This window comes from Roseomonas sp. 18066 (genome assembly GCF_902706185.1).
In the GTDB taxonomy this organism is placed as follows: domain Bacteria; phylum Pseudomonadota; class Alphaproteobacteria; order Acetobacterales; family Acetobacteraceae; genus Pseudoroseomonas.
The window spans coordinates 1-25,225 of sequence record NZ_CACSJM010000091.1 but is presented as its reverse complement, the minus strand read 5'-3'; the positions used below and the strand labels follow the sequence as shown (position 1 = coordinate 25,225).

The 25,225-nt window shown below is 72.1% G+C and carries 24 protein-coding genes and 1 pseudogene; 13 read left to right on the top strand and 12 right to left on the bottom strand.

Annotated features, from left to right (window positions below; genetic code table 11):
- Nucleotides 1-407: 407 nt before the first annotated feature.
- Nucleotides 408-1,385 carry a tripartite tricarboxylate transporter substrate binding protein gene (locus tag GVN67_RS18270; RefSeq protein ID WP_159998575.1) on the bottom strand — a complete coding sequence of 326 codons (978 nt, stop codon included), beginning with the start codon at nt 1,383-1,385 and terminating at the stop codon, nt 408-410.
- Nucleotides 1,386-1,484: 99 nt separating this feature from the next.
- Nucleotides 1,485-2,375 carry a LysR substrate-binding domain-containing protein gene (locus GVN67_RS18265; RefSeq protein WP_159998573.1) on the bottom strand — a complete coding sequence of 297 codons (891 nt, stop codon included), beginning with the start codon at nt 2,373-2,375 and terminating at the stop codon, nt 1,485-1,487.
- 129 nt (nt 2,376-2,504) lie between these two features.
- Here GVN67_RS18265 and GVN67_RS18260 point away from each other — a divergent pair, with 129 nt between their 5' ends.
- Complete coding sequence (locus GVN67_RS18260; RefSeq protein ID WP_159998571.1) at nt 2,505-2,741, top strand: DUF1127 domain-containing protein; 237 nt, start codon at nt 2,505-2,507, stop codon at nt 2,739-2,741.
- 82 nt (nt 2,742-2,823) lie between these two features.
- Here the strand turns inward: GVN67_RS18260 and GVN67_RS18255 are convergent, their stop codons facing one another.
- Complete coding sequence (locus GVN67_RS18255; RefSeq protein ID WP_159998569.1) at nt 2,824-3,153, bottom strand: hypothetical protein; 330 nt, start codon at nt 3,151-3,153, stop codon at nt 2,824-2,826.
- A 308-nt stretch (nt 3,154-3,461) separates the two neighbouring features.
- Between GVN67_RS18255 and serA the strand changes: the two genes are divergently transcribed.
- The 5 genes from serA to GVN67_RS18230 all read left to right on the top strand — a co-directional run bounded on the left by serA (nt 3,462) and on the right by GVN67_RS18230 (nt 6,978).
- Nucleotides 3,462-4,733, top strand: coding sequence for a phosphoglycerate dehydrogenase (gene serA, locus GVN67_RS18250; protein WP_159998567.1), 1,272 nt, complete (start codon nt 3,462-3,464; stop codon nt 4,731-4,733).
- 68 nt (nt 4,734-4,801) lie between these two features.
- Nucleotides 4,802-5,677: a 3-deoxy-8-phosphooctulonate synthase gene (kdsA, locus tag GVN67_RS18245; RefSeq protein WP_200845304.1), complete on the top strand. Its 876-nt coding sequence runs from the start codon at nt 4,802-4,804 to the stop codon at nt 5,675-5,677.
- The gene (locus GVN67_RS18240) at nt 5,674-6,420 is read left to right on the top strand and encodes a 3-deoxy-manno-octulosonate cytidylyltransferase (RefSeq protein WP_159998565.1); all 747 of its coding nucleotides are present in this window, start codon (nt 5,674-5,676) and stop codon (nt 6,418-6,420) included. The genes kdsA and GVN67_RS18240 overlap by 4 nt, the downstream gene beginning before the upstream one ends.
- Nucleotides 6,421-6,504: 84 nt before the next feature.
- Nucleotides 6,505-6,687 carry a CsbD family protein gene (locus GVN67_RS18235; RefSeq protein ID WP_159998563.1) on the top strand — a complete coding sequence of 61 codons (183 nt, stop codon included), beginning with the start codon at nt 6,505-6,507 and terminating at the stop codon, nt 6,685-6,687.
- 12 nt (nt 6,688-6,699) lie between these two features.
- On the top strand, nt 6,700-6,978 hold the full coding sequence (locus GVN67_RS18230; protein WP_159998561.1) for a CsbD family protein: 279 nt from the start codon (nt 6,700-6,702) through the stop codon (nt 6,976-6,978).
- A 139-nt stretch (nt 6,979-7,117) separates the two neighbouring features.
- On the opposite strand, the gene GVN67_RS18225 is transcribed toward GVN67_RS18230, so the two are convergent.
- Genes GVN67_RS18225 through GVN67_RS18215 form a run of 3 tightly spaced genes read right to left on the bottom strand, consistent with a single transcriptional unit; the run spans nt 7,118 to nt 10,115 of the window.
- Nucleotides 7,118-8,008 (bottom strand): PPK2 family polyphosphate kinase, encoded by an 891-nt coding sequence (locus GVN67_RS18225; RefSeq protein ID WP_159998559.1) that lies wholly within the window; start codon nt 8,006-8,008, stop codon nt 7,118-7,120.
- Nucleotides 8,009-8,043: 35 nt separating this feature from the next.
- Nucleotides 8,044-8,892, bottom strand: coding sequence for an OmpA family protein (locus GVN67_RS30465; protein ID WP_159998557.1), 849 nt, complete (start codon nt 8,890-8,892; stop codon nt 8,044-8,046).
- Complete coding sequence (locus GVN67_RS18215) at nt 8,889-10,115, bottom strand: cupin domain-containing protein (protein ID WP_159998555.1); 1,227 nt, start codon at nt 10,113-10,115, stop codon at nt 8,889-8,891. Before GVN67_RS18215 ends, GVN67_RS30465 begins: the two co-directional genes overlap by 4 nt.
- Nucleotides 10,116-10,285: 170 nt before the next feature.
- Between GVN67_RS18215 and GVN67_RS18210 the strand changes: the two genes are divergently transcribed.
- The gene (locus GVN67_RS18210) at nt 10,286-14,986 is read left to right on the top strand and encodes an NAD-glutamate dehydrogenase domain-containing protein (RefSeq protein WP_159998553.1); all 4,701 of its coding nucleotides are present in this window, start codon (nt 10,286-10,288) and stop codon (nt 14,984-14,986) included.
- 199 nt (nt 14,987-15,185) lie between these two features.
- Nucleotides 15,186-16,445 carry an MFS transporter gene (locus GVN67_RS18205; RefSeq protein ID WP_235035356.1) on the top strand — a complete coding sequence of 420 codons (1,260 nt, stop codon included), beginning with the start codon at nt 15,186-15,188 and terminating at the stop codon, nt 16,443-16,445.
- Here GVN67_RS18205 and GVN67_RS18200 read toward each other — a convergent pair.
- The 4 genes from GVN67_RS18200 to cobD form a co-directional block, all read right to left on the bottom strand.
- A complete protein-coding gene (locus GVN67_RS18200) occupies nt 16,442-16,870 on the bottom strand; it encodes a PaaI family thioesterase (protein WP_159998551.1) in 429 nt (142 codons plus the stop codon). The genes GVN67_RS18205 and GVN67_RS18200 overlap by 4 nt on opposite strands.
- Nucleotides 16,871-16,902: 32 nt before the next feature.
- Nucleotides 16,903-17,679: an aspartate/glutamate racemase family protein gene (locus tag GVN67_RS18195; protein WP_200845303.1), complete on the bottom strand. Its 777-nt coding sequence runs from the start codon at nt 17,677-17,679 to the stop codon at nt 16,903-16,905.
- A gap of 3 nt (nt 17,680-17,682) precedes the next feature.
- Nucleotides 17,683-17,880, bottom strand: a complete 198-nt coding sequence (locus GVN67_RS18190; RefSeq protein WP_159998549.1) for a hypothetical protein — start codon at nt 17,878-17,880, stop codon at nt 17,683-17,685.
- A gap of 98 nt (nt 17,881-17,978) precedes the next feature.
- A complete protein-coding gene (cobD, locus tag GVN67_RS18185; protein ID WP_235035355.1) occupies nt 17,979-18,983 on the bottom strand; it encodes a threonine-phosphate decarboxylase CobD in 1,005 nt (334 codons plus the stop codon).
- On the opposite strand from cobD, the gene cbiB reads away from it, so the two are divergent.
- The 5 genes from cbiB (at nt 18,970) to ggpS (ending at nt 24,497) form a co-directional block, all read left to right on the top strand.
- Nucleotides 18,970-19,983, top strand: a complete 1,014-nt coding sequence (cbiB, locus tag GVN67_RS18180) for an adenosylcobinamide-phosphate synthase CbiB (RefSeq protein WP_159998547.1) — start codon at nt 18,970-18,972, stop codon at nt 19,981-19,983. The two genes, cobD and cbiB, sit on opposite strands and share 14 nt — an antisense overlap.
- Nucleotides 19,984-20,081: 98 nt before the next feature.
- The gene (locus tag GVN67_RS18175) at nt 20,082-20,678 is read left to right on the top strand and encodes a hypothetical protein (protein WP_159998545.1); all 597 of its coding nucleotides are present in this window, start codon (nt 20,082-20,084) and stop codon (nt 20,676-20,678) included.
- A 485-nt stretch (nt 20,679-21,163) separates the two neighbouring features.
- Nucleotides 21,164-22,225: an NAD(P)H-dependent glycerol-3-phosphate dehydrogenase gene (locus GVN67_RS18170; RefSeq protein WP_235035357.1), complete on the top strand. Its 1,062-nt coding sequence runs from the start codon at nt 21,164-21,166 to the stop codon at nt 22,223-22,225.
- The gene (locus tag GVN67_RS18165; RefSeq protein WP_159998541.1) at nt 22,222-22,977 is read left to right on the top strand and encodes an HAD-IIB family hydrolase; all 756 of its coding nucleotides are present in this window, start codon (nt 22,222-22,224) and stop codon (nt 22,975-22,977) included. Before GVN67_RS18170 ends, GVN67_RS18165 begins: the two co-directional genes overlap by 4 nt.
- Nucleotides 22,974-24,497, top strand: coding sequence for a glucosylglycerol-phosphate synthase (gene ggpS, locus GVN67_RS18160; RefSeq protein ID WP_159998539.1), 1,524 nt, complete (start codon nt 22,974-22,976; stop codon nt 24,495-24,497). Before GVN67_RS18165 ends, ggpS begins: the two co-directional genes overlap by 4 nt.
- Before the next feature lie 252 nt (nt 24,498-24,749).
- Here ggpS and GVN67_RS18155 read toward each other — a convergent pair whose 3' ends face one another.
- Both GVN67_RS18155 and GVN67_RS18150 read right to left on the bottom strand, forming a co-directional pair.
- The gene (locus GVN67_RS18155; protein ID WP_159998537.1) at nt 24,750-24,896 is read right to left on the bottom strand and encodes a hypothetical protein; all 147 of its coding nucleotides are present in this window, start codon (nt 24,894-24,896) and stop codon (nt 24,750-24,752) included.
- Nucleotides 24,897-24,970: 74 nt separating this feature from the next.
- Nucleotides 24,971-25,225 (bottom strand): annotated as a pseudogene (locus GVN67_RS18150) (cobyric acid synthase CobQ); the annotation flags it as partial.

The following is a 25,225-nucleotide window of genomic DNA, read 5'->3' as shown; positions in this document are numbered from 1 at the left end:
GCGCCAGCCGCGCATCCCACCCCTCAATCTCCTATCCCCCGCTCGTTAAAGCGACGAACCAGAAGACCAGAGCAGAAACTACCTCAGCCCAATCCCTCAAAAGGATTAAACCAAATCAGCCTCTATCTACTTCCAGAAAACCCGATGCGATTTTAAATCAACAACGCCAACCAGCCTCGCGGCTAACTGTCCGATACTTGATCGGGAGGCGGGATCTACTGGCGAAACCTTCGCCCGTCAACCCCAGAAACCAGCCAATCACTTCCCGTTCGCCGTTCAGCAGCGCCAACCGGCGGCGTGGAGGGGCTTATATGGGCGCCACACGCCCCCGTCAAACCCCTTTTCGCGATTTTCCGCGATCGAGATGAAACCGGCCCCGCCCTCGCCCCGTTATGCAGCCCTGCCGCTCAGCTATCGGCGCGGATGTCGTTCTCCCGGATCACCTTCCCCCATTTGGTGATTTCGCCCTGGATGAAGGTCGCGCATTCCTCCGGCGAGCTGGCAGCCACATCCGCCCCCTGCTCCTCGATCTTCTGCCGCACCGCCGGGTCGGACAGCGCCTTCACCAGGGCGCCATGCATCTTGTCCATGATCGGCTGCGGCGTGCCGGTGCGGCCCAGCACCGCCCACCAGGTCGGCGCCTCGAAATTGCCCACCCCCTGCTGGGCGAAGCTCCTCACCCCAGGCACATGGCGGCTCTCGCCCCGGGTGGTCACCCCCAGCGGCCGCAGCGTGCCCGCCTTGATGTGCTGGTTGATCACCACGACGTTGGACATGAACAGCGGCACATGCCCCGCCACCGCGTCCTGGGTGGCCGGCCCGCCGCCGCGATAGGGCACGTGGACGACACGGTAGCCGCCCTCGGATTGCAGCAGGGTGGTCGCCACATGCGCCAGCCCGCCGACGCCGCTGGTCGCGTAGTTCAGCGTGTCCGGGGTCTTCTTGGCGGCGGCCACCACATCGGCATAGCTGCGATAGGGGGTGCTGTGATGCGCCACCAGCGCCAGCGGGCCGGTGCCCACCAGGCAGACCGGGGCGAAGGCCTCCATGGTCTTGAAGGGCAGCCGCATCACGCTCTCATTGGTGGCCTGGGTGTCATAGACCAGCACCCAGGTATAGCCGTCCGCATCGGCGCGGGCCGCCTCGCCGGCGCCGATCGCGCCCGAGGCGCCGCCGCGATTCTCGATCACCACCGGCCGGCCCAGGATCTCCTGCAGCTTCGGCTGGAAGATGCGGCCCACCGTGTCGGTGCTGCCGCCCGGCGGCCAGGGCACGATCAGCCGGATCGGCCGCTCGGGCCAGCTCAGCTGGCCGCGCGCGACATTGGGCATCGCCAGGGCCGAAAGCGCTCCCGCGGCCACCAGGCCACGGCGTCGAATGATCATGGTCCGTCTACCCTTCCCTGCCGAGGGATGGGCCGATTGCCCTCCCTCTTTCTTTCCGGGAAGGTAAGCATCCGTGCCCCGCCGGCAGCAAGCGCTACCTCACCCCTGCAGGGGCAGCCCCCCGGGTTCGTGACGGAAGCTGTCGACGATATGCCGCCCAAGCGCGCGGGCGGCCGGCGTCTCGGCGCGCTGCGCCAGGGCGATCTCGAATTCCGGCAGGCGCGGCAGGCCATCGGCCTCGCCCAGCACCCGCAGCCCCGGCGGCAGCGGCCCGGCCAGGCTGACCGTGATCGCCAGCCCCGCCAGCACCACCGCATAGGTGCCCATCTGCGCGCTGGAGCTGTAGGTGACCCGCCAGGGCAGGCCGGACTGGTCCAGCGCCCCGGTCGCGGCGCCGCGCCAGATGCAGGCCGGGTGGCCGAGCGACAGCCGCAGCGGCGTCTGCCGGTGCACCGCATGCGCCACCGGCCCGACCCATTGCAGCGGCCCGCGCCACAGCGGCAGCCCGACCACGCCCTGCCGCTCATGCCCGGCCGAGAAGATGGTCAGGTCGAGCTCATCCTTCTCCAGCCGTTCCAGCAGCTCGTTGGAGGGGGCGCAGATCACCTCGAGCTCGGCCGCCGGATGGCTTTCGGCGAAGCGCGCCAGGATTTCCGGCAGCCACAGCATGACATAGTCGTCCGGCGTCCCCAGCCGCACCGGGCCGCTGACATCGGGCATGCGGAAATTGGCGATGATCTCGTCATGCATCGACAGCCAGGGCCGCGCGCGGTCCAGCAGCCAGACGCCCTGGGGGGTCAGGGAGAACCCCTTGGCCGCGCGCACCAGCAGCGGATGCCCCAGGATTTCCTCCAGCCGCCGCATCTGCATCGAGACGGCCGATTGCGTCCGCCCGACCCGCTGCGCGGCGCGGGTGACGCTGTCGCCCTCGGCGATCAGCACGAAGGAACGCAGCAGGTCGGGGTCCAGGCCGGGGGGAAGCGCGAGCATGCCGGCATCATCAATCCCGTTGATGCCCTCCGTCAAAACAATTCGTTTTCCTTATTTCGCACCTGCACGCATCTTCCCGGCGCCGGCAGCTGCGCCGGCGCTCCTGATCAGCCCGAAAGGCCTCGTTCGATGTCCGCCCAGCTCGGCTCCGCCTGCTCCGCCCCCGCCGTTTCGCGCGTCCCCGCGCAGGTCGCGCGCCCGGACGGCTGGATCCGCTGTCTGTTCCGCTGGATCCAGGTCACCCGCAGCCGCGCCCACCTGGCCGAGCTCGACGAGCATCTGCTGCGCGACATCGGCATCTCCCGCCCCGACGCCGCCGCCGAGACCCGTCGCTCGCCCTGGGACACCACGTCCCGCCGCCCCTGACGCGCCAGGCCTCCGGCGCCCGGCCATAAAAAAAGCCCCGCGAAAGCGGGGCTTTTCCATGTCCGGGTCAGAGCGTTGCCGCTCAGGCGGCCCAGCGCAGCGCCGGCTGGCTGCGCAGCACGGCCGCCGCCCAGCGCGGGCCTTCCTCGATCAACCGGTCGATCTGCCGCGGCGTCAGCGTCTCGACATGCTCGCGCGCCGTCACCAGGCCACGCTCCCAGCCGACCATCGCCTCCGGCACCGGCAGCTCGCCATCGGCCAGCTCCAGCGCGTGGCGCGCGGTGCCCAGCACCCGGGCCGCCGCTTCCAGCCGCAGCCGCTCGGCCAGGCCGCCCTGGGCCAGCTCGGCCAGCGCGTCCATCGTCACCTGCCGGCGCAGGCCCGGCAGCAGTTCCATCTTCTCGACAGCCATGTGGGAATCTCCAGATGCATCCCCGCTCTTCTTGATTGCTTCAACGGCGGGGCGTCTGCCCGCGACATGGACCCGGCGGCCGGGAACGACAAGGATAAACGCCGCCTTTGCGTCCCGCCCGCCGCATGGCGCCATGCAGGGCACGCGCGGCGTCAGCCTGGCCATGCATTCCCGTGCTTCCGCCAGGCCGTGCGGGGGGTCGCGGCCTGGCCGGTTTGCCCGGCCGATCCGCCCTCGGCGCCAGACGCGGAACACGCCTGACGGTTTCGCACTTCCCGAAACGGCCGCGCAGGGGCATTTGACGAGCCATGTCGCACCACCTGTCGAACCCGCTCTCGAACCAGCGCATCTCCCTGCCCAAGGACCGGATCCGCATCCTGCTGCTGGAGGGCGTGGCCGACAGCGCCGTGGCGCTCCTCGGCGGCGCCGGCTACACCAATATCCAGCGCGAGTCGAAGGCGCTGGAGGGCGAGGCGCTGAAGGCCGCGCTGCAGGGCGTCCACCTGCTCGGCATCCGCTCCCGCACCCAGGTGACCGCCGAGGTCCTGGCCGCCGCCGACCGGCTGATCGCCATCGGCTGCTTCTGCATCGGCACCAACCAGGTCGACCTGGCCGAGGCCAAGCAGCGCGGCATTCCGGTGTTCAACGCCCCCTTCTCCAACACCCGCAGCGTGGCGGAGCTGGTGATCGGCGAGATCGTCATGCTGCTGCGCCGCATCCCCGACCGCTCGCGCTCCGCCCATGACGGCGGCTGGGACAAGTCGGCCACCCATTCCCGGGAAGTCCGCGGCAAGACGCTGGGCATCGTCGGCTATGGCAATATCGGCAGCCAGCTCTCGGTCATGGCCGAGGCCTTCGGCATGCGCGTCATCTATTATGACACCGTCCCCAAGCTGCCCCACGGCAACGCGGTGGCCGCGGCCAGCCTGCACGACCTGCTCTCCGCCGCCGACGTGGTCAGCGTCCATGTGCCCGAGACGCCCGAGACCACCGAGATGATCGGCGCCGCCCAGATCGCGGCGATGCGCGCCGGCGCCATCCTGATCAACAACGCCCGCGGCCGCGTCGTCGACCTCGACGCCCTGGCCGCGGCGATCAAGGCCGGCCATATCCTGGGCGCCGCCGCCGACGTCTTCCCCGACGAGCCGAAGCGCAACGGCGAGCGCTTCACCTCCCCCCTCCAGGGCCTGCCCAACGTCATCCTGACGCCGCATATCGGCGGCAGCACCGAGGAAGCCCAGGACCGCATCGGCGAGGAGACGGCGCGCAAGCTCTCCGACTACTCCGACACCGGGGCGACGCTCGGCGCGGTGAACTTCCCGGAAGTCACCCTGCCGGCCAAGCCGCACGGCACCCGCTTCATGCACGTCCACCACAACGTGCCCGGCGTCCTCGCCTCGATGAACGAGGTGTTCAGCCGCTTCAAGCTGAACATCTCCGCCCAGTTCCTGCAGACCGACCCGCAGATCGGCTACGTCGTGGTCGATGCGGACGGGGTGGCGGATCCCGAAGGCGTGCTCGCGGCGCTCAAGGAGATCCCCGGGACCATGCGGGCGCGGCTGCTGTACGAGCGTCATTAAAAGGCTGGGGGAAGAATTCCCCCAGACCCCCATCTTTTCTCTGTCAGTTAAAACAAGGGAGCCTGGCCGTGTCCCAGCCCAACGCCATCGTTGAATGCGGCCAGGTCCGCTTCGGCAACACCCTGCCGCTCACCGTCATCGCCGGGCCCTGCCAGCTCGAAAGCCGCGACCACGCGCTGGAAATGGCCTCGGCGCTGAAGGAGATCGCGGCCCGCCAGGGCTTCGGCCTGATCTACAAGACCAGCTTCGACAAGGCCAACCGCACCAGCGCCCGCGCCCAGCGCGGCCTCGGCCTCGACAAGTCGCTGCCGATCTTCGCCGAAATTCGGGAAAGCCTTGGCCTGCCGGTGCTCACCGACGTCCACAACGCCGAGCAATGCGCCCCCGTGGCCGAGGCCGTGGACATCCTGCAGATCCCCGCCTTCCTCTGCCGCCAGACCGACCTGCTGCTGGCCGCCGCCGCCACCGGCCGCGTCGTCAACGTCAAGAAAGGCCAGTTCCTCGCCCCCTGGGACATGGCCAACGTGGTCGACAAGCTGACCGGCGCCGGCAACGCCAACGTCCTGCTGACCGACCGCGGCACCAGCTTCGGCTACAACACCCTGGTCAGCGACTTCCGCGGCCTGCCGATCATGGCCCGCACCGGCGCGCCCGTGATCTTCGACGCCACCCATTCCGTGCAGCAGCCGGGCGGCCTGGGCGGCAGCTCGGGCGGCCAGCGCGAATTCGTCCCCGTCCTGGCCCGCGCGGCGGTGGCCGTCGGCGTCGCCGGCCTGTTCATCGAGACCCATGAGGACCCCGACCGCGCCCCCTCCGACGGCCCCAACATGGTGCCGCTGCGCGAGTTCGAAGGCCTGCTGCGCGACCTGGTGGCGCTGGACAAGCTGGTGAAGGGCCAGGCCTCGGCCCAGGGCGCCGCGGCGGTCGGCGAGGTGGCGGCATGAAGCCTGTCCTGCTGATCCCCTCGCGGCTCGCCGCCACCCGCCTGCCCAACAAGCCGCTGGCGGATATCCATGGCGAGCCGATGATCGTCGCCGTCTGGCGCCGGGCGATGGAGGCCGACATCGCCCCGGTCTGGATCGCCACCGACACGCCCGCCATCGCCGACGCCATCCGCGCCGTCGGCGGCCAGGCGGTGCTGACCCAGCCCGACCACCCCTCGGGCTCCGACCGGGTCTTCGAGGCGCTGGGCAAGATCGACCCCGACCACCGGTTCGACGTGGTGATCAATGTCCAGGGCGACCTGCCGACGGTGATGCCGGCGACCATCCGCGCCGCCGCCGCCCCCCTGGTCGATGCCGAGGTCGCCATCGGCACCGCCGTCGCGCCGATCCTGCGCGCCGAGGAGCGCGAGGCCAGCAGCGTGGTGAAGATGGTCGGCACGCCGCTCGGCGGCGGCCGCTTCCGCGCGCTCTACTTCACCCGCGCCCAGGCGCCCTGGGGCGAGGGCCCGCTGTACCACCACATCGGCCTCTATGCCTGGCGCACCAAGGCGCTGGCCCGCTTCGTCGCCATGCCGCCCTCGCCGCTGGAGCAGCGCGAGAAGCTCGAGCAGCTGCGCGCGCTGGAGGCCGGCATGCGCATCGACGCCATGGAGGTGGCCGAGGTCCCGCTCGGCGTCGACACGCCCGAGGACCTGGAGCGCGCCCGCGTCATGCTGGCCAACCGGATCGCCGCCGCCCATTGAGCGGTGGCAACCAATGCCACGACGCCACGTTCTTCCTGCAAGACCGTCGCAGCACGCGCCGGCCAGGAAGAAAGGCAGGAAGTCATGGACAAGGACCGGATTGAGGGCGCTGCCAAGCAGGTCAAGGGCGCCGTGAAGGAAGTTGCCGGCAAGGTGACCGGCAGCACCAGCACCGAGCTCGAAGGCAAGGCCGACAAGGTCGAGGGCCAGGCCCAGGCCGCCGTCGGCAAGGCCAAGGACGCCGCGCGGGACGCGGTCAAGAGCTAAAGGAGCCCGACGATGGCGATCAACACCGACACGATCGAAGGTTCCGCCCGCACGGTGGTCGGCCAGGCCCAGGAAGGCCTGGGCCGCTTCACCGGCGACGAGGACCAGCGCGCCGAGGGCCTCGCCCAGCAGGTCAGCGGCAAGGCGCAGCAGGCCTATGGCGAGGCGCGTGAATACGCCCAGCATGCCGGCGAGCGCGTCGTCCGCGTCGTCGAGCAGCAGCCGGTGACCTCGCTGCTGGTGGTGGGCGCCATCGGCTACGTGCTGGGGCTGCTGACCGCGCGGCGCTGAGCCGCCCGGTCCCGCTTTCCCCCTCGCGCATTCAGATCGACCGCGGGGCCCTCACGGGCCTCGCGGTTTTTCTGCGCCGCCGTCGGATCGTCCCGGCGGCGCCAGCCTTTCCCGGCAGCCTCAGCCTTTTCCGGCAACCTCAGCCTTTCTCGGCAGCCAGCGTCTCGGCCGCCAGCCGCAGCCGCTCCCGCCCCGCGGCGTCGAGCGTCGGATAGCGCGGGTCGATCGCCTCCAGCGCCTCGACCACCGCCTCGACCACCAGCAGCCGGGTCAGCCACTTGCGGTCGGCGGGCACCACGTACCAGGGCGCCTGCGGCGTGGCCGTGGCGCGGATCGCCGCCTCATAGGCTTCCTGGTAGGCATCCCAGTGGGGGCGCTCGGCCAGGTCGCCGGCATCCAGCTTCCAGTTCTTCGCCGGCTCTTCGATCCGCGCCAGGAAGCGCTTGCGCTGCTCCTCGCGGCTGAGATGCAGGAAGAACTTCAGGACGACCACGCCCTGCCGTGCCAGGTAGCGCTCGAAGGCCGAGATATCCTCGAGGCGCTGGTCCCAGATCTTCGGGCCGACCACCTCCTCCGGCAGGCGCTGCTTCGCCAGCACGCTGTCATGGACCCGGGCGATCAGCACCTCCTCGTACCAGGAGCGGTTGTGGATGCCGATCTGCCCCCGCGCCGGCAGCCGCGCGATGTGGCGCCGCATGAAATCCTGGTCGAGCTCCTCTGCGCCCGGCGCCTTGAAGGCATGCACCGAGCAGCCCTGCGGGTTCAGCCCGGAGAAGACATGCTTGATGGCGCCGTCCTTCCCGGCCGCGTCCATCGCCTGGAAGATGATGAACACCGCGTGGCGGTCCTGCGCCGACAGCCGGCCCTGCAGCTCGGCCAGCTTTTCGACGCCCTGGCGCAGCAGCCCCTCGGCCTCCTCCCGCGACGGCGCCTGCTTGGCACCGCGGGTGGAGTGCCTGGACAGGCGGAAGCCGTCGCCCTCGGTGACGCGGCATCCGGCGGCCATCCGCCGGGCAATCGCACGCGACATTCTTTTGTTCCCTCCTGCCGATGGCCGGCGGCGGCCTATTCCGGCTTGACCGGGGCTGCGGCCGGCGGGGCCGCCGGGGGTGGTGGTGGCGGCACCGGCGGCGACGCCACGGGAGGCGCCACGGGAGGCGTGCCCTGCGGCACCACGGCCGGGGCGCTGTTGCCCGGCGCGGCATTGCCCGGCGTTTGCGGCGCCTGCTGCGGCGTGGCGGGCTTCGGCGTCTCGGCCGGCGGCGCGGTCCGTGGCGGCGCCGGCGGCGGGTTCACCGGGGCCGGCGGGTCGGCGGCCGGGCGGCCCGGCGGGGCCACCGTCGGCGGCATCGGCGGGGTGACGCCGGGTGGCGTGACGCTGGGCGGCGTCGGCGGCGTCACCGCCGGCGCGCGCGGCCCCTCGCTGCCCGGACGGCGCTGCGGCTGCGGCGCGGGCGCGGGCGGCGGCGGCGGCGCATCGACCGAGGCCGGCAGCACGATGATGGTGACGCTGCGCGCCTCGCGGTTCGGGGTGCGGTTGCTGAAGCCCGGGTTGCGCGCCTCGGCGCGGATGCGGTCGCGCTCCACCCCCTGGCCGACCGACAGCATTTCCGAGATCTCGCGCGCCCGCCGGGCGGCGAGCTGGGTGCTGGCGGTCTGGCCGCCCTCGCGCACCGCATGGCCCAGCACGCAGAGGTTGCGCGACGGATTGGCGCGGGCCAGCGCGGCCGCGGCGGCGACGGGGGTGCGCGCCGCCTCGGCCGGGCGGGCGCTGCGCGGCGCGAAGGGCACCTCGAAGACATCGTCCTCCAGCCGCTCGGCGCCGATGCAGTTGAACGGCCGCGGCTGCGCCACGGCCTGGCTGGCCAGCAGCGGCAGGCCCAGCAGCAGGCTCGCCAGAAGGGTGCGGCTCATGTGGCGGCGAGCAGGCCGGAGGAGGCCAGCCGTTGCAGCAGCGCCGCCGCATCCACCGTCGGATGCGCCTGGCGCAGCTCGGCCTCGGTGCCGTCGGGGCGGGCCAGCAGCCAGTTGGCGGCCTCGGCCTCGGCGGGGGCCAGCGCCAGCGCGCCGGCCGGCGCCTTGACCACCCATTCGGCGCCGCGCCGCACCGCCTTGGTGCCCGGCGCGACGACGCGGAAGGCGCCGCCCTCGGCCTCGCCGCCGCCATCGGCCGCGGCGGGGGCGGCCAGGCCGCGCGCCGCCAGCAGGTCGCTGCCGCCGCGGCGATACCGATAATCGGCGACGAACTTCGCCAGCACTTCCATCACCTTGGGATCCCGCGTCAGCTCGGACAGGCGCTGCCCAAGCTGGGCGGCACGGCTGGTCAACGCGAAGCGGGCGGCGGCGGTTCCATCCTGGCGCGGCAGCGGCTTGCGGAACTCGGCCTCGTAGAGCACCCGCTCCACCAGCATGTTCAGCAGGTCCATGCCCATCGGCGCATGCACGCCATAGGCGATGTGCACCGAGGCCGGCGCCTCGGCCAGGGCGTCATGGTACCAGCCGCGCGGCAGGTACAGCAGGTCGCCCGGCTTCAGGGTGACCTTGCCGCGCAGCTTGCCCTTCGCCTGGTCGTGATGCGCCTGGCCCAGGCTGCGGAAGGCCGGGTGCGGGATCGGCCATTCGGCGCGGCCCTCCCAGATGTTCCAGGTCTTCTCGCCCTCGACCTGCACCGCCCAGACGTCATGCGTGTCGAAATGGCTGGGGAAGGCCTTGTGGCTCTGCCAGGAGATGTAGACGTTGCCCTGCGCCTTGCCGAGCCCGGCTTCCTCCAGCGCGTCGGAGACGGCGGCCAGGCCCGGGGTCAGGCTGTCGACGTCGTTCATGACGATGGAGGCGCCGCGGCCGACCCACTGGCTGACCATCCGCGCGTCCGGCTGCAGGGTCTGCGCGTTGTCGCGGCTGGTGGCGCGGGTGCAGTACTGCTCCGGCGGCACGCCATTGCCGTCCATCACCAGCTTCAGCGACTGGCTGGACCAGATATGGGTCTGGTCGAGCAATCGGTTGATCTGCCGCCACGACAGCACCGAGGCGAATTTCGCCGCCCCGCCCTGCAGATGCAGGGGCTGCTTGTCGTAATACTCGGCAAAGAACTGCTCCGGCGTCATCGGAGCGAGGAGGTCAGCGAGCGTGCGGATCATGCGCGCAGCTTAGCCCTGCCTTGTTGCCGCGGTCACCAGGGGAAAGCGGCCAAATGATGGCCGGTTGACGCTGAATTTTTATGCAAATTGCACCTAATCTTGGCACGCTGCCGCTTGCGCCCGCTGCGTGGCGGGCCGACTTTCCGGCCAGCCGATGGAGGAGGAAAACCATGCCCGAAGGCCAGATCCGCGAAGGCGGCCTGCGCGCCGAATTGCTGCGCGCCGCCGCGGATGCGTTGCGCAGCCAGGCGCCAGGGCTGCCGCCCGCCGCCGCCACCCTGCTGCAGCGCCTGGCCGAGGGCCTGCCGGCCGCCGAGCTGGCCGCCGAGCCGCCGGAGCGTCTCGCCGCCGCCGCCGCCAGCCTGTTCTCCTTCGCCGAGACCCGCGTTCCCGGCCAGGCCAGCATCCGCCTGCGTCCGCCCGGCCCCGGCCGCGGCGCCGTGGCCGTCGCCGAAATCGTCACCGACGACATGCCCTTCCTGGTCGACAGCGTGCTGGCGGCGCTGACCCTGTCGGGCCGCACCGCGCGCCGGCTGCTGCACCCCGTCGTCCGGGTGAAGCGTGACGCGGCCGGCCATCTGGAAGGCTTCGACCCGGCCGGCGCGGCCGAGAGCATGATGCATCTGGAGATCGCCCCCTCCAACGCCCGGCTGCTGTCCGAGACCGCCGGCGGCGCCGAGGGCTGGGCCGCGACCGAGGAAGCGCTGCAGCGCGCCATGGCCGATGTGCGCCTGGCGGTGACCGACTTCCCCGCCGTGCTGGAGCGGCTGAAGCAGGCCGAGGCGGAGCTCGCCCGCGCGCCCCAGGGCGGCGCCGAGAGCGAGGCCGGCCAGGCCTTCCTGCGCTGGATGTCGGAGGAGAATTTTGTCTTCCTCGGCCATCGCGTTATCCGCTTCGCCGATGGCGGGGACAGCGCCGAGGACGGCCTCGGCCTGCTGCGCGACGCCAATATCCCGGTCTTCGACGCGCTGCGCGACCTGTCCGCCATCCCGGCCAATGTGCGGCAGTCGCTGCTGGGCGGCGGCGTGCTGGGCATCGCCAAGGCCAATATGCGTGCCCGGGTACACCGGCCGCAGCATGCCGACGTGGTCGCCACCAAGATCTTCGCCGCCGACGGCACGGTCGAGGGCGTCCGGCTGTTCGTGGGGCTCTTCGCCGCCTCGGCCTATAACCGCAACCCGCGCAGCATCCCCTGGCTGACCGCCAAGGTCGCCCGCATCCTCGACCGCGATGGCGTCGCCCCCGACAGCCATGACGGCCGCGCGCTGCGCAACATCCTCGACACCTGGCCGCGCGACGAGCTGTTCCAGGCGGAGGAGGATGCCATCCTGGCCGGCGCCCGCCGCGCGCTGGACCTGTTCATCCGGCCGCGCCCGGCGCTCTACATCCGCCGCGACCCCTTCGAGCGCTTCGTCTCGGCCATCGCCTGGCTGCCGCGCGACAGCTTCGACACCCGGCTGCGCGAGAAGCTGGGCGGCATGCTGGCCCGCGCCTTCGACGGCCGCCTGTCCGCCTTCCACATCGCGCTGGGCGACACGCCGCTGGCCCGCGTCCACTATATCATCGGCACCGTCCCCGGCGCCGTCGGCCATGTTGACGACGACGCGCTGGAGGCCGCGGTGGCCCAGGCCGCCCGTCCCTTCGCCGACCGCCTGAGCGAGGCGCTGATCGCCGAGATGGGCGAGGCGCGCGCCGCCGCCGCCCTCTCCCGCTGGGCCGACGCCTTCCCCGCCGCCTATGCCGAGCAGTCCAGCGCGCCGACCGCGGTGGCCGACCTGCAGATGGCGGAGGAGGCGCTGTCCGCCGGCCGCCCCGCCGCGCGGCTGGAGCGCGCCCCCGGCGCCGCCCGCACCGCGCTGACGCTGCGCCTGGCCCATGCCGGCGGGCCGCTGCCGCTGGCCGACGCGCTGCCGCTGTTCGAAAGCCTGGATCTCCGCGCCATCGAGGAGCAGCCCTTCCACCTGAAGGAGCTGACCGGCGGCACCCGCGCCGTGCTGCATATCTACACGCTGGAAGCCGGCACCGCGCTGGAGGAAGACCGCTTCCCCGCGCTGCTGGAGGCGCTGGGCGCGCTGCAAACCGGCCGCGCCGAGGTCGATGGCTTCAACCGCCTGGTGCCGCGCGCCGCGGTGACCTGGCGTGAGGCCTGGCTGCTGCGCGCGCTGTTCCGCTGGCTGAAGCAGGTGGGCTTCCCCTTCGCGCAGGGCTCCGTCGAGGCCGCGCTGGCCGCCCAGCCGCAGGCCGCGCGCCTGCTGGTCGACCTGTTCAACGCCCGCTTCGACCCGGCCGCCGCGAGTGGCGCCGGCGTGGTGGCAGCCGAGAAGCTGGAGGCCGACTGGGCGACCCTGATGGACGCGGTCGACGACCCGGATGCCGACCGCATCCTGGCCCGGCTGCGCACCGCGCTGGACGCCCTGCTGCGCACCAACTTCTTCCAGGACAAGCCGTATCTGTCGCTGAAGTTCGAAAGCGCCCGCGCCGGCGACATGCCGCAGCCCCGCCCCTGGCGCGAGATTTTTGTCCATGCGCCCCACATGGAGGGCTGCCATCTGCGCGCCGGTCCGGTGGCGCGCGGCGGCATCCGCTGGTCCGACCGCCGCGAGGATTTCCGCACCGAGATCCTGGGCCTGATGAAGGCGCAGCGGCTGAAGAACGTCGTCATCGTGCCGACCGGCGCCAAGGGCGGCTTCGTGCTGAAGGGCGCCGTGCCACCGGCCACCGACCGCGAGGCCTTCATGGCCACCGGCATCGCCGCCTACAAGACGCTGATCCGCGGCATGCTGGACATCACCGACAACCTGCAGGGCGAGACGGTGCTGCCGCCGGCCCATGTCGTCCGCCGCGACGGCGACGACCCCTATATCGTCGCCGCCGCCGACAAGGGCACTGCCACCTTCAGCGACCTGGCCAACAGCCTGGCCAAGGAATACGGCTTCTGGCTGGACGACGCCTTCGCCTCGGGCGGCAGCCAGGGCTATGACCACAAGGCCATGGGCATCACCGCCAAGGGCGCCTGGGTCATGATCGCCCGGCATTTCTCGGAATTCGGCCACGACATCCAGGCCGAGCCCTTCACCGTCACCGGCGTCGGCGACATGTCCGGCGACGTCTTCGGCAACGGCCTGCTGGTGTCGAAGCAGACCAAGCTGCTGGCGGCCTTCGACCACCGCCACATCTTCATCGACCCGACGCCGGATGCCGCCGCCTCCTTCACCGAGCGCGCCCGGGTCTTCGCCCTGCCGCGCTCCTCCTGGCTCGACTACGACGCCACGCTGATCAGCCCGGGCGGCGGCGTCTATCCGCGCAACGCCCGCACCATCCCGCTCTCGGCCGAGGCCCGCGCGATGCTCGGCATCGACGCCGAGAAGCCGGACCCGGCGACGGTGATGAAGGCGATCCTGCGCGCCAAGGTCGACCTGCTCTATTTCGGCGGCATCGGCACCTACATCAAAGCCTCCACCGAATCCCAGGCCGAGGCCGGCGACCGCGCCAACGACGCCATCCGCGTCGATGGCCGCGAGATCCGCGCCCGCATCATCGGCGAGGGCGCCAATCTCGGCGTCACCCAGGCCGGCCGCATCGAGGCCGCGCGCCTCGGCGCCGACGGCGCCGGCGTCCGCCTCAACACCGACGCGCTGGACAATTCCGCCGGTGTCTCCACCTCCGACCACGAGGTGAACATCAAGATCCTGCTGGCCGACGCCCTGGCCAGCGGCGCGCTGACCGAGCGCCAGCGCGAGGGCCTGCTGCGCGAGATGACCGAGGAGGTCGGCGCGCTGGTCCTGCGCGACAACACCGAGCAGTCGCTGGCCATCTCGCTGGAAGCCGAGCCCGGCGCCGAGGCGCTGCCGGCCCAGGCGGCGCTGATGGTCCGCCTGGAAGCCAGCGGCCTGCTGGACCGCGCCGTGGCCGGCCTGCCCGATGCCGAGGGCATGGCCAGCCGCATCGCCGCCCAGCAGAAGCTGACCCGGCCGGAGCTGACCGCGCTGCTGCCCTTCGCCAAGCTGTGGCTGGCCGAGGCGATCGAGCACAGCAGCCTGCCCGACGACCCGGCGCTGCTGCCGCTGCTGGAAGGCTACTTCCCCAGCCAGCTGCGGCGCGACTACGCCCCCTTCATCGCCCGCCACCGCCTGCGGCGCGAGCTGCTGGCGACCATCCTGGCGAATGAGGTGGCCAACCGCCTGGGCCCGGCCGGCCTGGCCCGCCTCGCCGCCGGGTCGGAGCCGGCGGATGCCGCCCGCGCCACCATCCTGGCCGACCGGCTGCTGAACCTCGGCACCGCGATGGAGGCCGCCGACCGCGCCGCCGCCCCCGTCGAGGCCCGCCACGCCGCGCTGATGGCGCTGCGCCAGCTGCTGGGCGCCACCGCCCGCGAGCTGCTGGCCATGCCCGAGACCGCCCGCCCGCTGGACGAGGCGCTGTCGACGCTGCGCCCCGGCATCGAGGCGCTGGTGGCCACCGAAACCGCCGCCGCCACCCCGGCGCAGAACGGCCTGCCGGAGCCGGTGGCCCGCCTGGTCGCCGCCGCCCCGGCGCTGGAAGCCGCGCCGGCCATCGTGCGGCTGGCGGCCTCGGCCGCGGTGCCGCCGGCGGAAGCGGCCAGTGCCTGGCGGTCGGTGGGCGACAGCTTCCACCTGGCCGAGCTGCGCCAGGCGACGGGCCTCGCCCCCGCCACCGGGCCCTTCGGCACCCGCGCCAAGGCCGCCCTGCTGGACGACCTGGCCGGGCTGCAGACCCGCCTGGCCCAGGCCGCCCTGCGCGGCGCCCTGCCCGAGGCGGAAGCAGCCCGCCGCACCGCCGCCGACGCGGCCTCCCGCCCGGATCTGGCGGCGGTCACGGTGGCAGTGCGGGAGCTGAACAAGGTCGTTTGACAGCGAAGACAAGGGAAAAGGCTGGGGGAATGAATTCCCCCAGACCCCCATCTTTTTTTGATGACCGGCCGTTGGGCGACCAGCGCCCCCTCGCAGGGCGCGCTTCGGCGGGGCCACGTGGACACGGCAGTCCGAAAGAAAAGGGGAATTCATTCCCCTGGCCTTCCCCTTGTCTTCGCTTCCAAGGCACTCTCCCGCCATGAATGCCATCATGCCGCGGAAAGCCTGGGCCTGGGCCCTGTATGACTGGGCCAACAGCGCCTTTCCCACCGTCGTCTCCACCTTCGTCATCGCCGCCTATTTCACCCAGGGCATCGCCGCCGACGCCGCCACCGGCCAGGCGCAATGGGGCTGGATGCAGACCATGGCGGGCATCGCCATCGCGCTGCTGTCGCCGGTGCTGGGGGCTGTCGCCGATGCCGGCGGGCGGCGGCGGATGATGCTGCTGCTCTGCACCGTGGTGACATCCGTCGCCACCGGGCTGATCTGGTATGCGACGCCCGGTCCGGATTCGGCGCTCTGGGCGCTGCTCTGCGTCGGCGTGGCGACCGTGGGCTTCGAGCTCGGCACCGTCTTCTACAATTCCATGCTGCCGCAGGTGGCGCCGCCGGAACGGCTGGGGCGCATCTCGGGCCTCGCCTGGGGGCTGGGCTATGCGGGGGGGCTGGCCTGCCTGGTGGTCTGCCTGCTGGCCCTGGTGCAGCCCAACCCCTCCCCCTTCGGCCTGGACCGCGGCGCGGCCGAGCATGTCCGCGCCACCGCCCTGCTGGTCGCGGTCTGGATGCTGGCCTTCGGCTGGCCGGTGCTGCTGGCCCTGCCCGACCCGCCGCCGCCGCGCCCGGGCTGGGGCGTCTCGGTGCGGCAGGGGCTGGCCGAGATCTGGGGGGTGTTGAAGCGCCTGCCGCATAACCCGGTGATGGGCCGCTTCCTGCTGGCGCGGCTGTTCTACACCGACGGGCTGAACACGCTGTTCGCCTTTGGCGCCATCTATGCCGCCGGCAGCTTCGGCATGGCCTTCGAGGAAATTCTTCTCTTCGGCATCGCGCTGAACATCACCGCGGGGCTGGGCGCCGCCGGCTTCGGCATGATCGAGGACCGGCTGGGCGCGCGGGAGACGGTGCTGGTCTCGCTGGCGGCCCTGCTGCTGCTGGGCGCCGGCGTCATCATGACCGACGACAAGGCGGTGTTCTGGGGGCTGGCCATGGCGCTGGGCCTGTTCCTCGGGCCCGCCCAATCGGCCAGCCGCAGCCTGATGGCGCATCTGGCCCCGCCGGAGGAGGTCTCGGCGCATTTCGGGCTGTTCGCGCTGTCGGGGCGGATCACCGGCTTCCTCGGGCCGGCGGTGCTGGCCCTCGTCACCACCGCCACCGCCAGCCAGCGGGCGGGGATGGCGACGGTGCTGGGCTTCATCGCCCTCGGCGCGGTGATCCTGACGACGGTGAAGATCCGCAGCCCTTAGGCGGGGCTGCCCTCGACGCCTTCGCTGCCCGCGCGCCAGCGGTGGGTGGAGGCGCCGAAGGCCACCATCTTCCCGGCCTCGTCGAAAACCTCGGTGCGGGCGAAGAAGATGTTGCGGCCGCGCGAGATCACCTGGCCGATGGCGGTGATCTCGCCCCCCGTCACCTGGCCGGTGAAGCGGCAGTCGAGGTCGATGGTCACCGCCTTGCGGACATTGCCGTCGACGCTGCACCAGAGGCCGGCGAAGGCGCCCGCCTGGTCGATCAGCGACAGCACGACGCCGCCATGGACGATGCCGCTGCGGTTCAGGTGGCCGGCGCCGCTGTCGCAGACGACGCGGGCATAGCCGTCCTTCCATTCGACGAGGCGGATGCCGAGCAGCTCGTGATACGGCGGCGGGGGCGAGGCGAGATCGGTCTTGGACATGGTTTCGCTGGTGCCTGCTGCGCCGCGGCAGGTCAAGCGGGCGCCAGCCGGGCCTTGAGCGCCTCGCTCAATCCGATGGCCGGCGTTTTCCCCAGCAGGTCGGGAGCAGGCCCGGGCGGGGTCGGGATGGCGCCGGCGGCGCAGCTCAGCAGGCAATCCAGGCTGTCCAGCACGGGGGCGCCGACCAGGGGGGCCAGGCGCGGGGCCAGCCCGGCGAGGCCGGCGCCGCCCAGCACCACCGCCTCGGCGCCCTCGGCCAGCGCCGCGGTCGCGGCCTCGGCCAGCAGGGACAGGGCGCGCTCCGGCTCGCGGGCGATCATGTCGCCGGTGGGGGCGACGGCGCGGACCAGCACGCGCTCGGCCGGCCAGCCGCGGCTGAGGGAAAACTCTTGCAGCATCGGCACCCAGGCGGTGCCCCCGGTCAGCAGCGCGACGCGGCGATGCGCGCCCAGCGCCAGCCGCAGCGAGGCATCCGCCATCCCCGCCACCGGCAATCCGGACAATTCCCGCGCGGCGTCCAGGCCAGGGTCGCCGAAGCAGGCGATGGCGATGGCGTCGACCTGGCCCGCGGCTTCCGCCACCAGCTCCAGCACCGCGTGGGCCGCGATGGCGGCGGCGGTGCGGCTGGCGATGTAGCGGGCGCCGAAGCGCGCCGTCGCGGTGGCGAGCGTGACGTGGCCGAGGCCCAGCCGCGGCAGGGCATCGGTCGCCAGCGCCGCCATGCGCGCGGTCATGGCAGCGTCGGTATTGCCGTTCAGCAGCAGGATGCGCATGCGGCGCAGCCTGGGCCGGGCGGTGCCCGGCGGCAAGGGTCAGTTCTTCTGGAAGACCACGGCCTGGCGCGCCGGGCCGTGGCCGGGATGGCGCGGCGGCGCCAGCTCGGTCTCCAGCAGCTCGGTCAGCCGGGTGATCTCGTGCTGCTGCAGCCCGCCGGGCGCGTCGCGCAGCGCGCGATGGGCGGCCATCAGGGCCACGAGGTTGGCAGTGCCACAGGAACGGTGATGGAACATGCTGGTCTCTCCCCCTCGTTGGGGATGGTGGCGGTGAACAGCCGCATCTAACCGCTAATGAGAATAACTCGCAACTACAAAGCGGCGTGTGCCGCGCCTCACCCCAGGGCGGCGGCCAGGCGGTCCCAGGCGGCCTCGCCGGGCGGCAGGCCGAAGCGCAGCCAGCGCGGCTGGCGGGCGAAAGCCCGGGTCAGCAGGCCGGCGCGGCCCAGGCGCTGGTGCCAGGCCGCCGCCTCGCCCTCGGCCAGGCGGAACAGCCGGGTGCCGCCGAGGATCGTCAGGCCGGCCTGTTGCAGCAGCGCGTCCAGCCGCGCGGCCTCGGCGGCCAGGCGCGCCGACTCGGCTGTGCGCCACGGCGCGTCGCCCAGCGCCGCGACCCCGATCGCCAAGGCCGGGCCGGAGACCGCCCAGGGCCCGAGCCAGCCGCGGATCGCCGCCGCCCTCTCGGCCGAGGCCAGCGCAAAGCCCAGCCGCAGCCCCGCCAGCCCATAGGTCTTGCCGAACGACCGCAGCACGATGATCGCCGGATGCGGCAGCAGGGTCGCGGCGGAGTCCACCTCGGGCTCGAGGTCGGCGAAGGCTTCGTCGACGACCAGCAGCCCGCCCCGGGCGGCCATGGCATCGGCCAACGCGCGCAGCTCGGCGAGGGTGGCCCGCCGCCCATCCGGGTTGTTCGGGTTGCAGAGCAGCGCGGCGGGGGCCTCGCGCAACGCCGCCAGCGTCTCCACCTCGGTCACCAGCGTCCCGGCGGCGCGCCAGCAGGCGGCATGCTCGGCATAGGTCGGGCCCAGCACGGCCAGCCGCCCCTGTGGGAAGATGCGCGGCAGCAGCTGGATCAGCAGCTGGGTGCCCGGGGCCGCCGCCACCATCGCCGGGCCGGCGGCGCCATAGGCGGTGGCCGCCACGACGCGCAGGGCTTCTTCCGCCTCGGGTTCCGGCAGGCGCGCCCAGGAATCGGGGTCGAGCGCCGGCACCGGCCAGGGCCGCGGATTGATCCCCGTCGACAGGTCGATGAACGGCTCCGGCGCCCCTCTGAACGCAAGCCGCGCGGCGCCGAGGCGGCCGCCATGTTCCAACCCGTCCTGCGCCATGCTAGCCGACACGCCTTCCACCCTTCCCGGGATCGTCGCCCTGACCGACCTGCTGCTGATCCTCGCCGGGGCGCTGCTGATCGAGGCCGCCTTCGGCTACCCCAAAGCGCTCTTCGCCGCCATCCGCCATCCGGTGGTCTGGATCGGCGCGTTTATTTCGGTTCTGGAAAAGCGGTTGAACGATCCGGCGCGCAGCGATCGCTTCCGCCGCGGCGCGGGGGTTCTCACCCTGGTCCTGCTGCTGCTGGCGGCGGGCCTTCCCACCGTGCTGCTGCAGGCGGGGCTGGCCGGCAGCCTGGCCGGCATGGTCGCGCTGGCGGTGATGCTCGCCACCCTGCCGGCGCAGCGCAGCCTGCATGATCATGTCGCCGCCGTGGCCGAAGGGCTGGAGAAGGACGGCCTGGCGGGGGGGAGAAAAGCCGTCGCCATGATCGTCGGCCGCAACCCCGACAGCCTCGACGAGGCCGGCGTCGCCCGCGCCGCCATCGAAAGCCTGGCCGAGAACTTTTCCGACGGCATCGTCGCCCCCGCCTTCTGGGCCGGCGTCGCCGGGCTGCCGGGGGCGGCGCTCTACAAGGCGGCGAACACGGCGGACAGCATGATCGGCCATCGCTCGACCCGGTATCGCGCTTTCGGCTGGGCGGCGGCGCGCTTCGACGACCTGGTGAACCTGCCGGCCTCGCGGCTGGCGGCGCTATGGCTGGTGGCCGCCGCCGCGCTGCTGCCCGGCTGCTCGGCCGCCGCCGCCGCCCGCGCCGTGGCCCGCGATGCCCGGAAGCACCGCTCGCCCAATGCCGGCTGGCCCGAGGCGGCGATGGCCGGCGCGCTCGGCCTGCGGCTGGCCGGCCCCCGCGTCTATGGCGCCGAGCGGGTGGACGACCACTGGATGGGCGATGGCCGCGCCGGGGCCACCGCCGCCGACCTGCGCCGGGCGCTGCGCCTCTACCGCCTGGCCTGCGCGATCCAGCTCGGCGCCGTGCTGGGCCTCGCCGCGCTGCTGGCCCTCGGCTGAGGCCCCGCTGCGCGCAGCTGTGATGCCGCGGCGCTTGAAGCCAGCGGCCCGCGGGGCGCAAGCTGTTCTCCGGCCACCAGAAATGCCGGGGAATCGCGATGCGCCGCGCCGTCACCCTGCTGTCGCTTCTGCCGCTGCTGCCCTTCGGCGCCGTGGCGCAGGTCATGGCCGATGCCCAGCCGACCGACCCCACCCCGCCGCCCAGCGCCACCGAGCGCCTGGCCCGCCGCCTGCCCGCCGAGCTGCTGGGCTATCGCCGCATGGGCGATGCCGAGTCGCTCCGCCGCGGCAGCGCCGTGCGCTACGCCGCCGCCGATGGCGAGCGCATCGTCATCTCCGTCATGGTCTATGCCAGCGAGGGCAGCGGCACCCCGGAGGAGGAGCTGCAGCGCGCCAGCGCCGAGACCGAGGCCCTGGCCGGCAAGGGCCGCTACCGCGCCGTCACCGCCCAGGCGCTGCCTCCCGCCGCCACCCCGGCCCTGGCCGAGGCCACGCCGGCGCTGCGCTGCACCAGCTTCACCCTGGAATCGCAGCAGGGCCGCGCCACCGCCGACGGGCTCTGCGTCGCGCTGCAATCGGGGCATGTGGTGAAGGTGCGGGTGAACAGCCTGTCGCAGCCCGATGCCGGCCGCGCCGGCCGCATGGCCGCCGAGATGGCCGAGGCGGTGGGCCAGGTCCTGGCCCTGGCGCGATAAGTTTTTCTTGCCCGTTGCTTGCCGCGGCCAGGCTGACGCCGGCTTGATCGCCGCCGCGCCGTCGTTGCGCGCGCCGCGCGAAGCGTGACGCCCACCCGATTCGCCATCAATCGGGGCGCAACCCTATCGGGTCCTGCACAGATCAGCCCGCGACCCCGCTTGAAATAGTTTTTTCTCTGCGCAGCATCGGCGAATATATCGCCGGAAGAACCCGGAAAAACTGGTTACTTCCACCCAAGTACAGAAACCAATCTACTGGTCACGCCGCATTTCGGCCGCAATCTGGACTTGAATTTCGCAGCGCAGCATCGCAGATTGGCCCCTCCACAACCACCGGCGAGAAGAAACGCCGCGGCCTCCTGCCGCTCATCACCTGCACCCAGCGGCCCGCAGCCGCCAAGACGGAGGGCCCTTCCGTGCTCCACACCGGATCCGCCACCCCGACTCCCGATTTCCACGAACCCGCCCCCTATGGCCGCGTCGCCATCATCGGCGGCGGCGCCTGGGGCACCGCCCTGGCGCTGGCCGCGGAACGCGCCGGGCGCGAGACCCGCCTCTGGCTGCGCGAGGCGGAGGCGGCGGCGCAGATTGCCCGCACCCGCCACAACCCCTTCCTGCCCGGGCACCGCCTGCCCGACAGCATCGTCGCCACCACCGACCTGGCCGCCGCGCTGCGCGGCGCCGAGCTCGCCGTGCTGGTGGTGCCTTCGCAGCATCTGCGCGGCATCGCGACCCGGGTCGAGGCGCTGCTGCCCGAGGGCGTGCCCGTCACCCTCTGCGCCAAGGGGATCGAGGCCGATACCGGCGCGCTGATGACCCAGGTCATCGCCGAGGAAATGCCCGGCCGGCCGCAGGCCGTGCTGTCCGGCCCCTCCTTCGCCGCCGAGGTTGCGGAAGACCAGCCGACCGCCGTCACCATCGCGGCGCCCGCGGGGCCCGACGGAATCTTCGCCGAGGGCCATCCGGCCGCGCGCATCGCGGTGACCTTCGCCAGCCGGCATTTCCGCCCCTATTTGTCCGACGACCCGGTGGGCGTCGAGGTCAGCGGCGCGGTGAAGAACGTGCTCGCCGTGGCCTCGGGCATCATCGCCGGGCGCGGCATGGGGTCGAACCCGCGCGCCGCACTCCTCGCCCGCGGCCTGGCCGAGATCAGCCGGCTGTCGGTGGCGCTCGGCGGCAGGGCGGAGACGGTGCTGGGCCTGTCGGGCGCCGGCGATGTCATCCTGACCTGCTCCTCCACCCAGTCGCGCAATTTCTCCTTCGGCCAGGCGATCGGCGCGGGTCGCGCGCCCGACACGGCGCGCGGCGCGGTGGTGGAGGGGGTGGTCAATGCCCGCTCGGTCCTGGCGCTGGCGCAGAAGCTGGGCGTCGCCATGCCGATCTGCGAGGCGGTGGACCGCATCGTCCATCACGGCCTGCCGGTGGAGCGCGCCATCGCCGCCCTGCTGACCGGGCCCTTGCGCGCCGAGCCGCGCGCCCTGGAGCACCGCGCCAGCATCGCCCACCCGGCGACGGAAGCGCCCCAGCGCCGGAGGGTCTTCGCATGAAGGGCCCGCTGAACCTGGTGCTGGCCACCGACCTGGACGGCACCTTCCTGGGCGGGACCGAGGCCGAGCGCCGCGCGCTGTACCAGGAGCTGAACGCCCGCGACGACGTGCTGCTGGTCTTCGTCACCGGCCGTGACCGCGACTTCGTCCGGGAGTTGGTCGAGACCCCCGGCATGCCGCGGCCGCGCTACATCATCGGCGATGTCGGCACCTCGGTCTTCGACGGCGACACTTTTCTCCCCATTCCGACGCTGGAAGCCGAGATCGTTTCACGCTGGAACGATGCCGGCCCGCGCGTGCGGGAGATGCTGGCGGAGGAGCCCGGCCTGCGCCCGCAGCCCACGCCGTTCCGCCACCGCGTCAGCTACTACTACGACCCGGAGCAGCTGCAGCCGCGCACCATCGCCCGCATCGAGGCGGCCGGCTTCGACTGCGTGCTGTCGGCCGACACCTATCTGGACGTGCTGCCGCGCGGCATCGCCAAGGGCCCGACCCTGCTGCGGCTGGTGCATGCGCTGGGCCTGCCGGCCGAGCGCGTGCTGACCGCCGGCGACACCATGAACGACCTGTCGCTGTTCCAGACCGGGCTGAAGGGTGTCGCCGTCGGCAATGCCGAGCCGCGGCTGGTCGCCGCCCTCGACGCCCTGCCGCCGCACCAGGCCCGGCTGATCCACCGCGCCCGCCCGCATGGCGCCGCCGGCATCGCCGACGCCATCCGCCGTTTTTCCCTGTTGCCGGAGGCCGTGGCATGACCCAGCTCGCCCAGAAGAAATCTTCTTTGGTCATCGTCTACCACCGCCAGCCCTATGAAGAGGTGGTGGAGAACGGCGAGACTGTGTTCCGCCCGAACCGCAGCCCGAACGGCATCGTGCCGACGCTGAAATCCTTCTTCGGCCGCACTGCCCCCGGCGCCGGCGCCTGGGTCGCCTGGAAGCTGGCCAGGCCGGGCGAGAGCTTCGAGCGCGCCGTGCATATCGACGACGTCAATGGCGGCTACACCGTCTCCCGCCTCGGGCTGACCGCGGAGGAGGTCGAGAGCTTCTACCACGTGACCTCGAAGGAGGCGCTGTGGCCGGTGCTGCATTCCTTCCCGTCGCTGTTCCACTACGACAACGCGGATTGGGACACCTTCCGTGCAGTAAACAGAAAATTCGCCGAGGCCGCCGCCGCCCAGGCCGAGGACGACGCGGTCATCTGGGTGCATGACTACAACCTGTGGCTGGTGCCGGCCTATCTGCGCCAGCTGAAGCCCAAGGCGCGTATCGCCTTCTTCCACCACACGCCTTTCCCGGCGGCCGATGTCTTCAACATCCTGCCCTGGCGGCGCGAGATCCTCGACAGCCTGCTGTCCTGCGACCTGGTGGGCTTCCACATCCCGCGCTACGCCCGCAACTTCGCCGAACTCGCCCGCGCGCTCGCCGGCGCCGAGATCGCCGAGACCCGCCCCGTCGACGCCGCCTTCGCCGCCCCCGGCCAGGCCCTGTCCGAGCCCGACATGCCGCGCCTGCTGCGCCACAATGGCCGCAGCATCCGCCTCGACAGCGCCCCGGTCGGCACCGACGCCGCGCTGATCCGCGAGGTGGTCGAACGCCCGGAAAGCCGCGCCCAGCAGCAGGAAATCCGCGACGGCCTCTCGGGGCGCCGGATGATCATGGCGGTCGGCCGCACCGACTACACCAAGGGCATGATCGAGGCGCTGCAGAGCTTCGAGCGCCTGCTGGAACGCCGCCCGGCGCTGATCGGCGAGGTGAAGCTGGTGGCGACCTCGGTCCGCGCCGCCGCCCAGATGAAGGTCTACGAGGACACCCAGCGCGACATCGAGGCGCTGGCCGGCCGCATCAATGGCCGCTTCTCGAAGCTGGACTGGACGCCGGTGGTGCTGTTCACCAACTCCATCCCCTTCGAGACCCTGCTGTCCTACTACAATGTGGCCGATATCTGCCTGACGACGCCGCTGCGCGACGGGCTGAACCTGGTGGCCAAGGAATACGTCGCCGCCAAGCGCGGATCGCCGGGATCGCTGATCCTGTCGGAATTCGCCGGCTGCGCGGTGGAAATGCCCCAGGCCGTGCTGACCAACCCCTATTCCAAGCGCAACCTGGACCGCGCCCTGGACGAGGCGCTGGACATGCCGGCCGCGGAAGCCGCCGAACGCATGAAGGCGATGGAAAAAGGCGTCCACGACTGCGACATCGCCCGCTGGGCGGATCACATCTTCAGCGAATTCGAGGCGATCGGGTTTGAGAGCAGCAGCGCCGCGGTAGCGGCGTAAAGACAGGGGCAGGCCAGGGGAATGAATTCCCCTGGATTTTTCTGTCAGACTGCCGTGTCCACGTGGGGACAGTACGTGGCCCGGCCCAGCGACAGCGCGACCTGCATGGGCGCGCTGTTTTTGTTTTCTCTGCGTCCCGCCTCAATGCTTTCGCGGCGCTTCGGGGGAAGCGCCAGTCAGCCCAGGGCCGTGAAATAGAAAAAAGATGGGGGTTCGGGGGAATTCATTCCCCCGACCTTCTCCTGTCTTCTCTTACCGCCCTTCCCGCGCCCACCGCAGGCACTGCACCAGCCGGGGTGCCCCGCCGCGGAGGCGCTCTTCGCGGTAGAGGCGGGCGGCGCGCTCGGCGAGGGTCTCGTGGCGCGCCAGGTTTTTCAGGCTCTGCAGCAGGAGGGTCATGACCGGGGGGTCCATTGGGGTTGCTGCGGTGAAAACGCCGGGATGGGGCCTGCGGTTTGCCGCTCCCGCAACCGTCATCGCGCTTTCGCCAGAGCCAGTAGCGCGTCGATCTTAAGATGCTGCTCGAAGTGGTTGGCCAGGGCGTCCAGGGCGGCCTCGATCTCGGCCTCGTGCTGGCGGGGGGCGGCCTCCGCGCCCAGGCGGGCCAGCCAGGCGGCGCGCTGGGCGTCGTCGGCGAAGAAGCCGTGGACATAGGTGCCGGCGACCCGGCCGTCGGGGGAGGCGGCGCCGTCCAGGCGGCCATCCTGCAGCCGCAGCAGGGGGCGGGC

What these genes read in the sequence shown, in the direction of transcription:
- GVN67_RS18270 (WP_159998575.1), bottom strand. Translation starts at nt 1,385, where the DNA reads ATGATCATTCGACGCCGTGGCCTGGTGGCCGCGGGAGCGCTTTCGGCC.
- GVN67_RS18265 (WP_159998573.1), bottom strand. Translation starts at nt 2,375, where the DNA reads ATGCTCGCGCTTCCCCCCGGCCTGGACCCCGACCTGCTGCGTTCCTTC.
- GVN67_RS18260 (WP_159998571.1), top strand. Translation starts at nt 2,505, where the DNA reads ATGTCCGCCCAGCTCGGCTCCGCCTGCTCCGCCCCCGCCGTTTCGCGC.
- GVN67_RS18255 (WP_159998569.1), bottom strand. Translation starts at nt 3,153, where the DNA reads ATGGCTGTCGAGAAGATGGAACTGCTGCCGGGCCTGCGCCGGCAGGTG.
- serA (WP_159998567.1), top strand. Translation starts at nt 3,462, where the DNA reads ATGTCGCACCACCTGTCGAACCCGCTCTCGAACCAGCGCATCTCCCTG.
- GVN67_RS18240 (WP_159998565.1), top strand. Translation starts at nt 5,674, where the DNA reads ATGAAGCCTGTCCTGCTGATCCCCTCGCGGCTCGCCGCCACCCGCCTG.
- GVN67_RS18235 (WP_159998563.1), top strand. Translation starts at nt 6,505, where the DNA reads ATGGACAAGGACCGGATTGAGGGCGCTGCCAAGCAGGTCAAGGGCGCC.
- GVN67_RS18230 (WP_159998561.1), top strand. Translation starts at nt 6,700, where the DNA reads ATGGCGATCAACACCGACACGATCGAAGGTTCCGCCCGCACGGTGGTC.
- GVN67_RS18225 (WP_159998559.1), bottom strand. Translation starts at nt 8,008, where the DNA reads ATGTCGCGTGCGATTGCCCGGCGGATGGCCGCCGGATGCCGCGTCACC.
- GVN67_RS30465 (WP_159998557.1), bottom strand. Translation starts at nt 8,892, where the DNA reads ATGAGCCGCACCCTTCTGGCGAGCCTGCTGCTGGGCCTGCCGCTGCTG.
- GVN67_RS18215 (WP_159998555.1), bottom strand. Translation starts at nt 10,115, where the DNA reads ATGATCCGCACGCTCGCTGACCTCCTCGCTCCGATGACGCCGGAGCAG.
- GVN67_RS18210 (WP_159998553.1), top strand. Translation starts at nt 10,286, where the DNA reads ATGCCCGAAGGCCAGATCCGCGAAGGCGGCCTGCGCGCCGAATTGCTG.
- GVN67_RS18205 (WP_235035356.1), top strand. Translation starts at nt 15,186, where the DNA reads ATGAATGCCATCATGCCGCGGAAAGCCTGGGCCTGGGCCCTGTATGAC.
- GVN67_RS18200 (WP_159998551.1), bottom strand. Translation starts at nt 16,870, where the DNA reads ATGTCCAAGACCGATCTCGCCTCGCCCCCGCCGCCGTATCACGAGCTG.
- GVN67_RS18190 (WP_159998549.1), bottom strand. Translation starts at nt 17,880, where the DNA reads ATGTTCCATCACCGTTCCTGTGGCACTGCCAACCTCGTGGCCCTGATG.
- cbiB (WP_159998547.1), top strand. Translation starts at nt 18,970, where the DNA reads ATGCTAGCCGACACGCCTTCCACCCTTCCCGGGATCGTCGCCCTGACC.
- GVN67_RS18175 (WP_159998545.1), top strand. Translation starts at nt 20,082, where the DNA reads ATGCGCCGCGCCGTCACCCTGCTGTCGCTTCTGCCGCTGCTGCCCTTC.
- GVN67_RS18165 (WP_159998541.1), top strand. Translation starts at nt 22,222, where the DNA reads ATGAAGGGCCCGCTGAACCTGGTGCTGGCCACCGACCTGGACGGCACC.
- ggpS (WP_159998539.1), top strand. Translation starts at nt 22,974, where the DNA reads ATGACCCAGCTCGCCCAGAAGAAATCTTCTTTGGTCATCGTCTACCAC.
- GVN67_RS18155 (WP_159998537.1), bottom strand. Translation starts at nt 24,896, where the DNA reads ATGACCCTCCTGCTGCAGAGCCTGAAAAACCTGGCGCGCCACGAGACC.